Origin of the sequence: Bradyrhizobium sp. BEA-2-5, from assembly GCF_032918025.1 — a bacterium.
GTDB classification, from domain to species: domain Bacteria; phylum Pseudomonadota; class Alphaproteobacteria; order Rhizobiales; family Xanthobacteraceae; genus Bradyrhizobium; species Bradyrhizobium pachyrhizi.
In genome coordinates, this window is sequence record NZ_CP136629.1 from 2,038,318 (window position 1) to 2,052,794 (window position 14,477).

At 58.8% G+C, this 14,477-nt stretch carries 12 protein-coding genes; 9 read left to right on the plus strand and 3 right to left on the minus strand.

Annotated elements, in window-relative coordinates:
• The first annotated feature begins 328 nt into the window (after window positions 1–328).
• Window positions 329–1,225 carry a glycosyltransferase gene (locus RX327_RS09545; protein WP_317250110.1) on the plus strand — a complete coding sequence of 299 codons (897 nt, stop codon included), beginning with the start codon at window positions 329–331 and terminating at the stop codon, window positions 1,223–1,225.
• Window positions 1,146–1,547, plus strand: a complete 402-nt coding sequence (locus RX327_RS09550) for a glycosyltransferase (protein WP_317250111.1) — start codon at window positions 1,146–1,148, stop codon at window positions 1,545–1,547. The genes RX327_RS09545 and RX327_RS09550 overlap by 80 nt, the downstream gene beginning before the upstream one ends.
• Here RX327_RS09550 and RX327_RS09555 read toward each other — a convergent pair.
• The gene (locus RX327_RS09555; protein WP_050387508.1) at window positions 1,483–2,760 is read right to left on the minus strand and encodes an acyltransferase family protein; all 1,278 of its coding nucleotides are present in this window, start codon (window positions 2,758–2,760) and stop codon (window positions 1,483–1,485) included. The genes RX327_RS09550 and RX327_RS09555 overlap by 65 nt on opposite strands.
• Window positions 2,757–3,905, minus strand: a complete 1,149-nt coding sequence (locus RX327_RS09560; protein ID WP_317250112.1) for a polysaccharide biosynthesis/export family protein — start codon at window positions 3,903–3,905, stop codon at window positions 2,757–2,759. The genes RX327_RS09555 and RX327_RS09560 overlap by 4 nt, the downstream gene beginning before the upstream one ends.
• 600 nt (window positions 3,906–4,505) lie before the next feature.
• On the opposite strand from RX327_RS09560, the gene RX327_RS09565 reads away from it, so the two are divergent.
• From RX327_RS09565 to RX327_RS09585, 5 genes are all read left to right on the plus strand, one after another.
• Window positions 4,506–5,882 (plus strand): O-antigen ligase family protein, encoded by a 1,377-nt coding sequence (locus tag RX327_RS09565; RefSeq protein ID WP_244482623.1) that lies wholly within the window; start codon window positions 4,506–4,508, stop codon window positions 5,880–5,882.
• A gap of 150 nt (window positions 5,883–6,032) precedes the next feature.
• Window positions 6,033–7,889, plus strand: a complete 1,857-nt coding sequence (locus tag RX327_RS09570) for a hypothetical protein (protein WP_317250113.1) — start codon at window positions 6,033–6,035, stop codon at window positions 7,887–7,889.
• Window positions 7,890–8,136: 247 nt separating this feature from the next.
• The gene (locus tag RX327_RS09575) at window positions 8,137–9,120 is read left to right on the plus strand and encodes a GNAT family N-acetyltransferase (protein WP_244482621.1); all 984 of its coding nucleotides are present in this window, start codon (window positions 8,137–8,139) and stop codon (window positions 9,118–9,120) included.
• Window positions 9,121–9,240: 120 nt separating this feature from the next.
• Complete coding sequence (locus RX327_RS09580; RefSeq protein ID WP_050387504.1) at window positions 9,241–10,311, plus strand: NAD-dependent epimerase/dehydratase family protein; 1,071 nt, start codon at window positions 9,241–9,243, stop codon at window positions 10,309–10,311.
• Between the two features lie 77 nt (window positions 10,312–10,388).
• The gene (locus tag RX327_RS09585; RefSeq protein WP_410712182.1) at window positions 10,389–11,648 is read left to right on the plus strand and encodes a DUF4910 domain-containing protein; all 1,260 of its coding nucleotides are present in this window, start codon (window positions 10,389–10,391) and stop codon (window positions 11,646–11,648) included.
• 4 nt (window positions 11,649–11,652) lie between these two features.
• Here the strand turns inward: RX327_RS09585 and rfbC are convergent, their stop codons facing one another.
• The gene (gene rfbC, locus RX327_RS09590; RefSeq protein WP_028333399.1) at window positions 11,653–12,183 is read right to left on the minus strand and encodes a dTDP-4-dehydrorhamnose 3,5-epimerase; all 531 of its coding nucleotides are present in this window, start codon (window positions 12,181–12,183) and stop codon (window positions 11,653–11,655) included.
• 208 nt (window positions 12,184–12,391) lie between these two features.
• Here rfbC and RX327_RS09595 point away from each other — a divergent pair, with 208 nt between their 5' ends.
• Together RX327_RS09595 and RX327_RS09600 are read left to right on the plus strand one after the other, a co-directional pair.
• A complete protein-coding gene (locus RX327_RS09595) occupies window positions 12,392–13,681 on the plus strand; it encodes a class I SAM-dependent methyltransferase (RefSeq protein ID WP_317250114.1) in 1,290 nt (429 codons plus the stop codon).
• The gene (locus RX327_RS09600) at window positions 13,678–14,472 is read left to right on the plus strand and encodes a glucose-1-phosphate cytidylyltransferase (protein WP_028333397.1); all 795 of its coding nucleotides are present in this window, start codon (window positions 13,678–13,680) and stop codon (window positions 14,470–14,472) included. Before RX327_RS09595 ends, RX327_RS09600 begins: the two co-directional genes overlap by 4 nt.
• Window positions 14,473–14,477: the final 5 nt, after the last annotated feature.

Genomic DNA, 14,477 nt, shown 5'->3' on the forward strand with positions numbered 1-14,477 from the left:
CTTGAGCTTGAGCTGGCCCGCACGAGGTAACGTTGCGGAGAACCTACCAAGACTGCTTCGGCAATGCTTCTACGTCGAAAATCCAAGCGGATAAATGGATACGCCGCCTTTCTATCATTGTTTCGTTAAGAGGAACGCGGCAACTATTAACGCAAAGCTCCGGCTTAAGCATTGAGTAAGCCGAGCTGTGTGAATGTGGGCCCCAGCGAGCATCTCAGTACCTGCCGATGTGGCAGGCAGGTTTGGATCGATGCACTCAGACCGCCTAAATGTTCTCTTCGTGTCACAGATGCCTGCGAGCCCGCCGCGGATCGGCGCGCAGGCACGCATGCACGGTTTGATGACGGAATTGGCTCAACGTCACGACCTGACGTCAGTCATGCTCGTGGATGACGAGCACGACATCGAGGAATGCCGAACTGCCATGCAGGCCTACTGCCGCAAGGTGGTGCTCGTGCGTAACCCGTTCGGTCGCGATGGGATGCCGAAGCGCCTGCTTCAACTGCGCTCCCTGGTATCGCCCCTCAGCTTCGAGCGTTTGCGAATCACGGCAGACGTAGTGCGTCAGACGCTGGACGACTTGCTGGGGTCGACGCGCTTCGACGTGGTTAATCTCGAGTTCACGTTCCTTGGACACTACGAGCTGCGCAAGGCGCCGGCAGGAGAGAAGCTTCCGGTATTGGTCGTGGATTCTCACAATATCGACTACGACCTTGCCCGCCAGTACGCCCAAAGCGGCGACAGTCTGTTTCGTCGCCTTTATTCCGAGGTCAATTGGCGCAAGCTTCGGAAGGAGGAGCTCGGGACCTATCGTGACGCGGATGGCGTCTATCTGTGCAGCGCGACTGACGAACGTCGGCTGCTTGAAGAAATGCCGGAAGCCAGGACTACTGTCATTCCAAATGCCGCGGATATCGAGTTCTATCGCCCGCGTGCCGACGATCCGAAGCCTGACGGACGCACTGTCGTGTTCTTTGGCCTCTTGTCATATGCACCGAATGTCGACGGTGTCATCCACTTCATCAACGATATATGGCCGCGCATCGCGGCCAGCCATCCGGATGCGCGTTGCAAGATCATTGGCGGTTCGCCGCCCTCCGCCCTGTTAGCGCTGGCAGGTCCCCGAATTCGAGTTCACCGGCTTCGTGCCGGATTTGAGACCGCATCTCGCCGAGGCGGCAGTCGTCGTCGTCCCTCTGCGATTGGGAGGCGGGACACGGCTTAAGATTGTCGAGGCTATGGCGATGGGCAAGGCAATCGTCTCGACAACCTTGGGCGCCGAGGGGATCGAGGCCGTGCCGGATCGTGACATCATGATCGCGGACGATGTCGAGAGCTTTGCCGCCCGTGTCAGCGGCCTGCTGGGCGATGCCGATCGCGCTGCGGATCTCGGACGTTCCGCAAGGCTTTTGGCCGAAAGCAAGTATGCCTGGAGTTCAGCAGCTCACGCTCTCGAGGGTTTTTACCGTACGAGGCTCGCCATCAGTTGCGGTACGGATGGGAAGGCGCCAACGCTTCGCCAGCAGCAACGGCGCGCCGAGCGTTGAAGAACCGCTTCAGGTCCAGGAAGCGCTTTTCGACGAATTCATAGCTCAGATAAGCGATTAGCAGCGAGACGAGCGCGCCCGCTGTCGCCTGTATTGCCACGGCTGCGCTGTGAGAGCCAAGCCATTCGCCGAGTGTCAGTTCGGTTCGATGAGTCACAAGGTAGTATGATATGAAGTGATGGTAGACGTATAGGCCGTAGCTATAGGTCCCGAGAAGCATCAAGGGTCGGCTGCAGAAAAGGCGCGATACCAAGGAACGCCTTGGCGCAACAAGCACCCAGATGAGGAGACAAGCCAACAGCACGGTGATGATGGAAGACCGAACCGGAAGGACGAAAGCGTTACCTTGGTCGGTCACCAGGCGCGTCCAGATGAAAGTCAGGGATAGCAAGGCAAATGCAGAGGTCGCAACGTATGGAAGGGCGCCCACAAGTCGCTGAAGTCCGCCCTGTTGTCGGACCACCACGGCGAGAAAGGCGCCGAGTGCCAGACCGTCCAGCCGAAACGGTGTCAACACATAGGTTGTCCACCAGCTAAGTCCGGCCAAGGAGCCGCCCAGGCGAGCGAGCATCGCAGCGACCGATAGGCCGAGGCTGACCACAATCAACTTTCTCGGTTGCTTCGCGACCAGATATACGACGAGCGGCCAGAAGAAATAGAAATGTTCTTCGATGCAAAGCGACCAGAGATGCTCCAGATACGAGAATGACCAGTCACCGTTCCATGCGATGTAGACATTGACTCCGTACAGCCAGGCCCAGGCCTGGCGATCTATCAGATAGTCGAGGGTCGGACCACGCAGCGGGCTCAAAAGCGGAGCGACGAAGAAGACGAGCGCGAGCACGCCATAATAGAGCGGAAAAATACGCAGCACTCGCCGTATATAGAAATTGCGAAAGAAGTTCGGCTCCTCCCGTGAATCATAGAGGATTCCGGTGATGAGAAAGCCGGACAGGACGAAGAACAACTCGACGCCATAGGAGCCGTAGTTGGTGATTCCGACGACGATCTTCTCGACAGCGTTGGTCGGCAACGTGTTGCCGACGAAGTGCAGTAGCATCACCAACACGATGGCAAGTCCCCGCACTCCGTCGAGCGCAGGAATGTGTCCGTGAAGGCGGGGCCACCGGTCGCGGACAGTTGCCTCGGCGGATTCGGTTGCCGGCAGCATACCTGCCGCGGGAGTCGATTCCGCCAAGCCAATTGATGTCATCGGGACGACGTAACGATGGTTGTCGCTCCGGAGATGCTGCCGTTGGCGAGTCCCTTCAGCGTGTAGGCATCGATCCCGGCGACGATTGGATCGCTCACGGTGCCGATGATCATCCGAAGGTAAGTCATGAACTTTGTCGCTTCGACAGATGTTGCGTTGGACGCGAAGATGACATCCTTATTCCGCATCTCGAATTCTGTCGCGATGAAGTACCCGCCGGGATCTCTCAAATCGAGAATATAGATAACGGGGACAAGGGGCCCGCTATAGCGAGTGCAGTCGACGCCGAGCTGCTTGGCAACTTCGCGTGGTTCTCCTCGGTAGATAAACACCGACCCAGGGTCAGCGTGATCATCCTTAAGGCCACCCGCCTTCGCCATGGCCTCGGCCAGTGACAGGCGCCAGGCCCCGAACGAGAACTGCCCCTGTTGCCCGGCGGCGCCCATCGCGAGGAAGGTTTGCGGCTGCGTGTACACGTAGACCGTATCCTGGGGACGAACAAAGATGTTGTTTGCCGGTTGGCTGAGCAGCGATCCGAACGGTGCAGTACCGTGCCGTCCATCGCGTTCGAGGGTCACCCAGGTATCGAAGCCGGGATTTTTGGGGCCGCCCGCCCGCGTGATGATGTCGAGCAGCCGCTCGCCGCTGGCGCTTGCAGGCAAACGCGCAGGCTGTCCGACCTCGCCCAATACGCTGATCGAGGTTGCCTTCTGATCCACCAGCGCAACCACCGCCTGTGGTTCGATCGCACGATCCTGCAGGGACTTCACGATTGCATTCTGGACTTCGTCCGGTGTCCGGCCCGCGGCGCGGATGGAGCCACCGTACGGAACCGTGATGTTGCCTTTGTAATTCACGGCCTGATTGGGCAAGTTGACGTAATTACCCTGACGCGTACCGGCTTCGGTCGGAGTAAACAGGCCACCGGCCATCGATTCAAACAACGTCACGCTCACCGTGTCGCCGATGCCAAAGCGAATCTCGGGCGGGCCGCGGCGATCCGTGAAAACGCGGTCGATCCGCGTAGAGTTGCGCACCAGCACCCTCTCGGTGTCGGTCGTCAGACGTACCAGAGCATAGTGCACGCTTTCAGGGTCGGTCTGCCCCGCGCGGACATAGGAGCTTGCCGGTCCCGAGGTCGGCATGGTCGAGCAGCCAGCGAGCGCGATTGTCGCTGTGACGGCCAAAGCGCCCAATAGGCGGCCACCACTGAGACGCGAGGAATTGCCAGCCGAATGCGCCGGCGCCACTTCGCGAGTGGTCAGGCACCGCGTTCGTTGACTATTCTTGCCTGCACTTCTCGGCACGACATTGGACCCTGGTTAACGAAGATTAACGAACGGAGTCTTGGTAAACGCCGGTCTCTTCTTCGTGCTTGCTCGCGCGCCGCTTGCGGTCGTCGCCGTCCGGCATCGACCGCCGTACTGCCGGGCGGAGGCTCGGAAGAAATTTGCGCGAGTAAACATGTACTTACGCGGCATCCACAATTTCCCGGAATATCAATCGACCAAGCGAAACAGCCCGCCCTGTGCGCCACGCTAGGGGACAAGCGTTAACGAAGCGTTCACTATAAAAATTCAGGAAAGATTGACTTATCGTTGGTGTTCGGAGCCGTGTCTGAGTACGTGTTGGCGCCAGCGCCATTGAGAGGCTGATCGTTTCGCTGCGCGGCCCCACGGTCGGGCAAGGCAGGCGATTAACGATCAGCTTGCTGCCTTGGCGACTGGAGTTGACGGGCACCGAGCATGCACGAAGCCGTATTGCGTTCTCAGCGACCAGGCTTGGCGGCTTCGTCCGGTCGGGTAATCGATGGATACGCGATCATCCCGTTGCTGGCCTGCGTCTATGCCACGATTGCTTTTCCCCTGATCCTCGTGACCTGTAGTCCGACGGACTCGGCTTGTCTTTTGGAAGCTCGACCAGAGAGCAAAATCTTTTGGCCGATCCTGTCCGCAGTCGCGCTCGTCGTTGCGCTGCGCAATCGGTCGCGACTCCGCTTTCCGCCGATCCTGATCATACTGTTTGCCTATCTTGCACTGGCGGGGGCGAGCGTTGCCTGGGCATTCAAGCCGGAGGCTTCAGGGATCAGATTTGCGCAGCAGGCCATGATCATTGCCTCGATCGCGCTCCCGGCGATCGTTGCCACTCGATCGACCGACCTGCTACGCGGCTTGTTCTGGTGCTTTTTTATCGCTGCCGTGCTGAACATGCTGTTCGTCATGGGCAGGCCGCCGATCGACGTGAAGTACGCCACATGGGGCTACCCGGGCTATTTCTCGGGCAAGAACTATCTAGGCGAATGCGCTGCCGTTGCATTCCTGCTTGCGCTCCATGAGCTGCTTCATCCCGGACGGCGACGGGTTCTCGGCATCGTTACCGCGCTCATGTCTGTCGCGCTGCTGCTGCTGAGCAATTCAAAGACGGCGCTTGCACTTGCGGTGCTTGTCCCGGCGTTCGCCTGGACCTTGCTCAAGCTTTCCAGGGCTACCCGCGTTCCGGTGTGGGTGATTGTCGTATCGATACCGATTTGCTGGATGGTCTTTTCGTTCGTCACCGGCATCAGCATGAATCGCGTGTCGTACATGCTGTACGGCGATTCGACTTTCACGGGCCGTACCATCATTTGGGATTTTGCAAATATGCAAATCGTAAAGAAGCCGCTGCTGGGCTGGGGTTATCAGTCGTTCTGGCTGGTTGGACCCGACGCGCCGAGCATCGTGGAAGCGCCGGGCTGGGTCAAGGAGATGCCCAACGCCCACAATGGTTATGAAGACACATTGCTTGAACTAGGCTATGCGGGATTTTTCCTGCTTGTCGGATTCATCCTTGCGACGATACACGGCATTGGTCGCCTGGCGCGTTTTGATGTTTCGCGGGCATGGATCCTGCTGTCGATCGTTCTCTACGTTGCCATTACGAACGGTCTCGAGAGCACATGGATGCGCGGCTTCGAAATGCTGTGGGTGGTGTTCGTTATAGCCGCGGTTGAAGCTGCCAGATATTGGGGGCAGGCGCGTCCCGCGGCAAATTTGGCGATAGCCAGGCGCCCAGCAATGCGGCGCATCCACGGACCGCGGTTCAGGCCGCCGTCTACTCCCGTTAACGTCGTGAGGTCACGCTAGCAGGCGCGAAGCCAGTCGGTTTGGCGCTGCAAGTCAGAGGATGCATGTTCAACCGGAAGGTCATCGCGACGCGGCGCAACCCTGGTCACGAGACGATGCGGGCGGCCCTGCGGCGGCATTGGCGGTGTTTGGCTGCAACGATGATCTTCGTTGCATGCTCAAGCCATTCGTCCGCATTTGCTCTCGAACTCGATGGAAATACTGCCCTCAGATCGCGGGACGACCTGGCAACCCGGCCTGATGGCTGAAGGTGGGATACCCTCTCGAAAAACCATCTGCGCGACGCTGTCGCCTCGTGGCGGCACACTCGATGACGCTGCGGCAATCCAGGGCGCAATCAACGCATGCCCGGTAGGGCAGGTCGTGCAACTGGCGGCGGGACGGTTTCTGATCAATGGCGGCAATTTCCTGCTGCTCAACAAGGCAATTACCCTGCGCGGCTCCGGTCCGGGCCGGACGACGCTCGAAAAGCAGGATGGCGCGAAACCTTTCAATGACGCAGTCGGTGCCAGGCCGTCTCCGCTGGTCGTGGTGGGACCGTCGCTTTTCTCCAGCACGAGCGATACGGTCAATGCCGTGCGATCGGCGAACCTTCGGAATGATGCAATAAAGGGCGAAAGAACGGTCGAGGTCGACGACGCCGCGGGCTTTGTGCCTGGACAGATCGTGCTGCTCGACGAGGCGTCGGCCGCCGATTGGCGTGTCGACCCGCAGGGGCGAGGGCAGATCTGGGCGTCGGAAGATTTCAGGGTTGTCTGGCAAAAGCACAAACCTGCGATTCAGTTTGTCGATGACTTTGCACCCGATGCGTTTCCATCGACGCCGCAAAGCGCTGGATCGTGGTTCGGGAGACCTGATCGGCCTGTTGCCGAGGTCAAGGAGATCAGCACCGTCTCCGGTTCCAGGATCACCTTCACGACCCCAATTCACATCAGCTATCGGAAGGCAAACGCCGCTCAACTGTCACGGTTCGCGCAGCCGCATGTGAAGCACGCGGGCGTCGAAGATCTGGCGCTCAAGGGGGGCGACGCGGGCAATCTTCGCTTCAATTGGGCTGCTTCTTCGTGGGCGAAGAACGTCGACAATTCGGTTTGGCACGGCGAAGGCTTTGCAATTCACAACTCCTTCCGGGTCGAACTACGCGAGTTCTACGTGCACGACGCGGCCTGGGCTCAACCCGGCGGAGGCGGATATGCCATTAGTCTTTCCGCCGGATCGTCGGAAGTTCTGATCGAGAATGGAATTGCCGTGAGGGCCAACAAGCTGGTGGTGGCGCGTTCCGCCGGGGCGGGCTCCGTGGTCGGCTATAACTACATGGACATGGGTTACATCAATACGAATGGAGCCTGGATCGAGACCGGGCTCAACGCCAGCCACATGGTGGGCGCCCATCACGTCTTGTTCGAGGGCAACTACGCTCAGAACGCCGACAGCGACGACACTCACGGCAACAGCATCTATCACACGTTTTTCCGCAACTATCTACGCGGCGTCCGGGCAGCGTTCGACAATCAGGCTGGCGGGACCATCGATGATATGTCGCAGCCCCGCAATGGGCCGCGGCGCGCCGCCGGCCTGATGGCGTATTCCTACTGGATGTCTTTCATAGGAAACGTGCTCGGGGTTCCCGGTCAGATGGACGGCTGGTCGTATGAAACCCGCTTTACCGATGCAAAGCCCGGCGTCTGGATGCTCGGCTGGGACGCCGTGAAGCCATATCCGACGGACGCAAAGGTTGCGATGTCCACGATTCGATATGGCAATTTTGATTACCTCACCAACAAAACGCACTGGGATTCCGGAAGCGAGGATCGCGCCCTGCCTGCTTCCATGTACCTCGCAAGCCGCCCCCCGTTCTTCGATGTCGGGCGCGGATACGATTGGCCTTGGGTGGACCCGGTCGGAGAGACGAAGCTTCATGTGCTTCCGGCCAAAGCGCGCTATGACGCCGGCACGCCGTTCGTGCAGCCGAATTTGGATGGATCGGCACGCAAAAGTTCGCAGTGAGCACATGCCTCGTGGGCAATGATTAAATATGTTTTGAACAGGCGCGGTATTGCGTCAATGCGTCACCTGACCGACGACGAACTCAGAGGCTAACTAGGCGAGCGCCCCGATTTAAATGCTGCAGACGTCGTTAACTACAATAGAAGCTAAGGCCTTCTGATCCGCGCGGACCTTGGGCATTTCTGCACGTTTTGGTTTAATCAGATTGCCGATTCGCTATCCGGTTAGTCTCCGGAAGAGGAATTTGATGCGCAAATCGGTCTTTCACGAGGATTGGTGGCTGGATGCGCTGGCTCCCGGTGGCTGGCGCGAAGTCACTTGTTCGCGTGGCGGGCGCGTTGTTGGTTCTCTCCGGTTCGTCACGCGTACTGAAGGCGGGATGAACATATGCGAGATGCCTCAAATCACGCGCTTTCTCGGGCCGACAGTCACGCTGCAGTCCGGCAAGACGGAAGCACGCATGCGGTTGGCGCATGCGGTCATCACTGACCTGCTCAAGCAGGTCGCGGATTTCGATCACGTCGAGATGACGCTCGATACCGGGTTCAGCGATGTGGCCGCGTTCCTCGCGTGCGGCTACGAGGTGCGGGCGCATCCGACTTTCATGCTGAAATGCACGATCTCCCGAGACGAGCTCTGGTCGGGATTGCGCGACAAGACGAAGAACGTGATACGACGCGCGCGGGAACGGCTTGCCATTCGCGAAGTCACGTCCCCAAAATACTTCGTGAAGTATTACCAGGCTAACCTGGAGGGCGCGAAATCGTATTTCGACCTCTCGCGATTGGAAGCTGTCTATGCCGCCGCGAGCGAGCGACAGCAATGCAGGATCCTCGCGGCGGTGGACTCGAACAACAACGTCCACGCCCAGGTCTTCTTTGTCTGGGACCACAAGTTCGTGCACTATTTCCTGTCATCGCGGGACAGGAGCATTGCCCATCCAGGCGCAGTAAGTCTGCTCCTCTGGAGTGGCATCGAGCTGGCGCACGAGCGGGGCCTTCATTTCGATTTCGATGGCGGAATTGAGAACGAGGCGCGATACAAATTCGTTGTGGCGTTCGGCGGAGAATTGGCCAATCGTTTCGACGTCAGCCGTTCCACCACTCGTTACCGGCTTCACCGGCAACTACGCAGAGTTCCCCAAGCGCTGCTGCGGCGTCTCTCGGCTGGCGCCGCAACCGGCGACGTCAACGATCATGGCGGACGGCTCAACCATTTCCCGTCGTCTTGAGCGGATCGTTCCCGCTATTTCAAGCGTGCCATTAACTAAGGTTTTACAAACACGTGCATCAGTGAGCGATTTTGAAATAAGCAGGGGGGATAGAAACAGAATAAATTTGGAGGCGTTAAGATGCGCGTTCTCGTGAGCGGACATCTCGGCTACATCGGTACAGTGCTCACCCCGATGCTATGGCGTGCCGGGCATGAAGTCGTTGGCCTCGACAGCGATCTGTACTCTCGCTGCACATTTGCAGAGGGCGGGTCGATCGTGGATGTGCCGGCCATTTGCAAGGACACGCGAGACGTCGAACTTGCGGACCTGAAGGCTTTTGACGCGATCCTGCATCTTGCCGCGCTGTCGAACGATCCGCTCGGCAATCTGAGACCTGGCCTTACCGACCAGATCAATCACGTAGCCAGCGTGCGCCTCGCGCAACTGGCCAAGCAAGCCGGTGTGCGACGGTTCGTGTTTGCATCCTCCTGCAGCAACTACGGCAAGGCGGGCGACGGGATGATCGACGAAACCGGAGCGCTCAACCCGGTGACTGCCTATGGCGAATCCAAGGTGCAGTCGGAGCGCGATATTGCCGGCCTCGCCGGTGACGGATTTTGTCCGGTCTACCTGCGACCGGCAACGGCTTACGGCGTATCTCCCCGGCTCCGATTCGATGTCGTGCTGAACAATCTCGTCGCCTGGGCGGTGACAACGCGAAAGATCCTCTTGAAGTCGGACGGCACGCCCTGGCGGCCCATCGTTCACATTGAGGACATCTCCCGCGCCTTTGTCGCGGCGATGGAAGCTCCCGAGGCGGCGGTGTTCAATGAAGCCTTCAACGTCGGCCAGACGGCGCACAACTACCAGATCCGCGATCTCGCGAAGATCGTCGCCGATGTTGTCCCTGGCTGTCAGATCGAATTCGCCGATGGCGCTGGCCCCGACACGCGGTCCTATCGGGTGAGCTTCGAAAAGATCCGAACCCGGCTGCCGGAGTTCAAGCCGCGATGGGATGCGAAGATGGGCGCGGAGCAGCTTTATAAGGCCTACCGGGCCTCGGGCATCACGCTCGAAGAGTTCGAAGGTCCCCGGTATCAGCGCATCAGCCACGTCAACAAGCTGCTGGCGGACGGCGTGCTCGATGCGGATCTCCGCCATGTAAAGTCGAGGCAGGGCGTCGGGCAATCGGCACTCGTCGCGAACTAATACACGCGCCGATCGATTTGACACACCAGGAGGACGGCGTGTCGGCGGCAGACGACGTCACAAGTGCAGGCGCGAGGATGTTTGCGCTTGCGGAAAGGATCTACCCGATCTGCCGCAGTATTACCGGTGACGGTGTGCGGCAGACCCTTCGGGAGATCGGTGCGCACATCTCCCTTGATGTCCACGAGGTGCCGACCGGTACACCCGTTCTCGACTGGGTCGTGCCGCGTGAGTGGAACATCCGGGACGCGTACATCAAGGACCCGCGCGGCCGGAAAGTCGTGGATTTCAACGAATCCAACCTGCACGTCATGAGCTACAGCGTGCCGGTGTGCCGCACCATGTCGCTGGACGACCTTAAGTCCCACGTCTTCACATTGCCCGATCAGCCGGACCTGGTCCCATACCGAACGTCTTACTACCAGGAAAACTGGGCTTTCTGCATGGCCCACCGACAGCTGGAGCAACTGCGGGAGGATAGCTACGAGGTCGTGATCGACTCGACCCTCGCCGACGGGCATTTGACCTATGGTGAGTATCTTCACCAGGGAGAGTCAGACGACGAGGTGCTTCTGTCGGCGCATGTTTGCCATCCCTCGCTTGCCAATGACAACTGTTCGGGCCTGGCCCTGCTCGCGGAGATCGCAAGCCGCATCTCTCAGATGCGAACGCGATACAGCTATCGGTTTCTCTTTGCGCCGGGAACGATTGGCGCGATCACCTGGCTCGCCCGCAACGAGCATCGTGTGTCTCGTATCAAGCATGGCCTCGTGGTATCAATGGTCGGAGACGGCGCCGGTCCGACATACAAGAAGAGCAGGCAGGGCGATGCCGAAATCGACCGTGCAATGATACACACGCTGCAGCATTCCAAACTGGCGCCGACGATATTGGAGTTTTCGCCCTACGGTTATGATGAGCGGCAATACTGCTCGCCGGGGTTCAACCTGCCGGTGGGATTGTTTCAGCGCAGCCGCTTCGGCGCCATCCCGCAGTATCACACCTCGGCCGACGACCTGAGCTTCATTCGGCCGGAGCACCTCGGGGAATCTTTCCGCATCATTTCCGAAGTCATCGACCTGCTCGAAGGCAACCGCAGCTACTATAACACGTCACCGAAAGGCGAACCGCAACTGGGCAGACGCGGACTCTATGGTGCGATCGGCGGTGACAAGGACGCCGCTGCAGCCAACATGGCGATGCTGTGGATCCTAAATCTGTCCGATGGGCATCATTCTCTGCTTGATATCGCCAGGCGTGCCGACCTGCCGTTCCCGGTCATTCTGAAGACAGCAAAAGTGCTCGAGCGCCACGGACTCCTCGCGCCTGTGCAGTAAGCGCTCACGCACCCCGGCGCGGCCAGTTCAGGTCCTTATCGGAGATCGTGCTTATGGCCAGAGGCCAGCTGATGCCGAACATCGGGTCGTCGTATCGGACGCCGTTAGCAGCCGAAGGCTCGTAGAACTCCGAAATCAGATAATTGACCTGAACGTTGTCGCTCAAGGTTTGAAAGCCGTGCGCGAACCCCTTGGGGATGTAGAGCTGCGAACCGTTCTCCGCTGAAAGCTCGAAGCCGCGCCATTGACGAAAGGTCGGCGAGTTCGCACGCAGATCGATGATGACGTCCCAAATCGATCCGTTCAAGCAGCGCACGAGCTTAACCTCGCCGTGCGGCTCATTCTGAAAGTGCATTCCGCGCAATGTCGCCTTGCGCGAGGAGCTCGAGATGCTGTGCTGGGGAAATCTGGTCACGAGCCCGTATGCGCGAAACTCGTCTTCGCAGAATGTGCGCGCGAAAAAGCCGCGCTCATCGTGTGCAGGCTCGAGTTTGACGAGCCACGCTCCGTCAAGTCCTGTTGCTTCAAAGCGCATGGGACGCATCCACTCCCGACCGAGAGGCCAATTGTCGACGACCAATTCTATACAATTTTACTAAAATTTTCAGCAACTGCGTGGTTTACCTTGTTGTTCGATATCGCTTCATATTGTTCGCTTTCATACGATAAAATTCAATCTAACGAGCCCGATTTAAGCGCCGGCAATCTCATATTCGGCAATCCTATATTCATGGTACGGCCCAATGAACGCTCACTCGAGATTCGAATCGATTCGGTCGAAATCCTCTCACGGTAACTGCCGTCTGTGCGGCGCGACGTTGAAATCGACATTTGTCGACCTGGGAATGTCGCCTCTCTGCGAAAGTTTCCTCACAGCCGACCAGACCGACGCCATGGAGCCGTACTACCCGCTGCACACCGTGGTTTGCGGGTCCTGCTTCCTGGTGCAACTCCAGGAATACGTCAAACCGGAGCATATCTTCACCGAGTATGCTTACTTCTCGTCTTACTCGACGTCGTGGGTGGAACATGCGCGGCGCTACTGTGAGATGATCAAGGCCAGGCTGAACCTTGGTGCCGAGAGCCGCGTCTACGAGATCGCGAGCAACAACGGCTACCTGTTGCAGCACTTCCTGCCGCTCGGGGTGCCGGTCACGGGAATCGAGCCGGCGGCCAACGTGGCCGAAGTTGCAAGGCAGAAAAACGTCCCGACAATGGTCGAGTTCTTCGGCCTGGAACTCGCGCGGAAGCTGGTGTCGGATGGCAAGCGGGCCGATCTGATTATCGGCAATAACGTGCTGGCACAGGTTCCGGATCTAAACGATTTCACCGCCGGAATGGCGTGCCTGCTCGCGCCGCAAGGAGTGATTACGCTCGAATTCCCGCATCTTGAGCGGCTCATCGACGAAAATCAGTTCGATACCATCTACCACGAGCATTTCTCGTATTTCTCGTTGGTAACGATCGATCGTCTCGCGCGGCGGCATGATCTGAAAGTTTTCGACGTCGAGCAGATCCCAACGCACGGCGGCTCACTTCGCGTCTACCTCTGCCGCGCCGATGCGACTCACGCCGTCTCCGCCGCGGTGACCGCACTGCTGACCCATGAGCGTCGGATCGGCCTGGAAGACATAGGGCAGTACGAGCAGTTTACATCGCGGGTTCATCGCACCAAGCGCGAACTGCTGTCGTTCTTGATTGAGAGCAAGAACAAGGGGGCGCGGATCTGCGGCTACGGCGCTCCCGGCAAGGGTAACACGCTGCTCAACTACTGCGGCATCGGAACCGACTTCCTCGACTTCACCGTGGACCGCAACCCCTACAAGCACGGCCGCTATACGCCGGGCATGCACATTCCGATCCTGCCGGTCGAAGCCATCGACGAGGCGCGTCCCGACTACCTGTTCATCCTTCCCTGGAATTTGAAGAGGGAAATCGTTGCGCAAATGCGGCATGTCGCGGACTGGGGCTGCAAGTTCATCGTTCCGATTCCTAACGTCGAAATCATTGATCCGCGTGAGGTTGCGCCATGAAGGTTGTCCTTTTTTGCGGCGGTCTCGGTACGCGGATCCGCGAGTATTCGGAAAGTATACCGAAGCCGATGGTCCCGATCGGCCATCAGCCGATCCTCTGGCATGTGATGCAGTACTACAGCCAGTACAATCACAATGATTTCATCTTGTGCCTTGGCTACAAGGCGAACGTGATCAAGGATTACTTCCTGAATTATCGCGCGACTGCGAACAGCGACTGCGTGATTTCGGAGTACGGCAAAAAGGTCGAGCTGATCGGCGAACATCAACCGGACTGGCGGGTTTCGCTGGTGGATACGGGGACATGGCGCAACATCGGGCAGCGCTTGCTGGCCGTCCGCCATCTCGTCAAGGACGAAGAGATGTTCCTTGCGAACTACAGCGACGGGCTGACCGACGCGCCGCTACCTGACATGATCCAGAAGTTCAAGGAAAGCGGAAAGATCGGTTGCTTCGTGGCGATCCATCCACCGATCAGCTTCCACCTTGCCGAGTTTGATGCTCACGGGTCGGTGCAGCGGATTCGCTCCAGTCAGGAGTCCGAGATCTGGATCAACGGCGGCTACTTCATCTTCCGTAACGAAATCTTCGATTACATCAAGGAGGGAGAAGAGCTCGTCCAGGAACCGTTCAACCGTTTGATCGAGGGCGGTCACCTCATGGCCTATCGCTATGAGGGCTTTTGGCGCGCCATGGATACCTTGCGCGATAGACAAGTGTTGGAGGACATGGTGGAGCGCGGCGACACGCCGTGGCGGCTGAATCACTCGTCGGTAGCCAGCGCGGCTTAACCGGA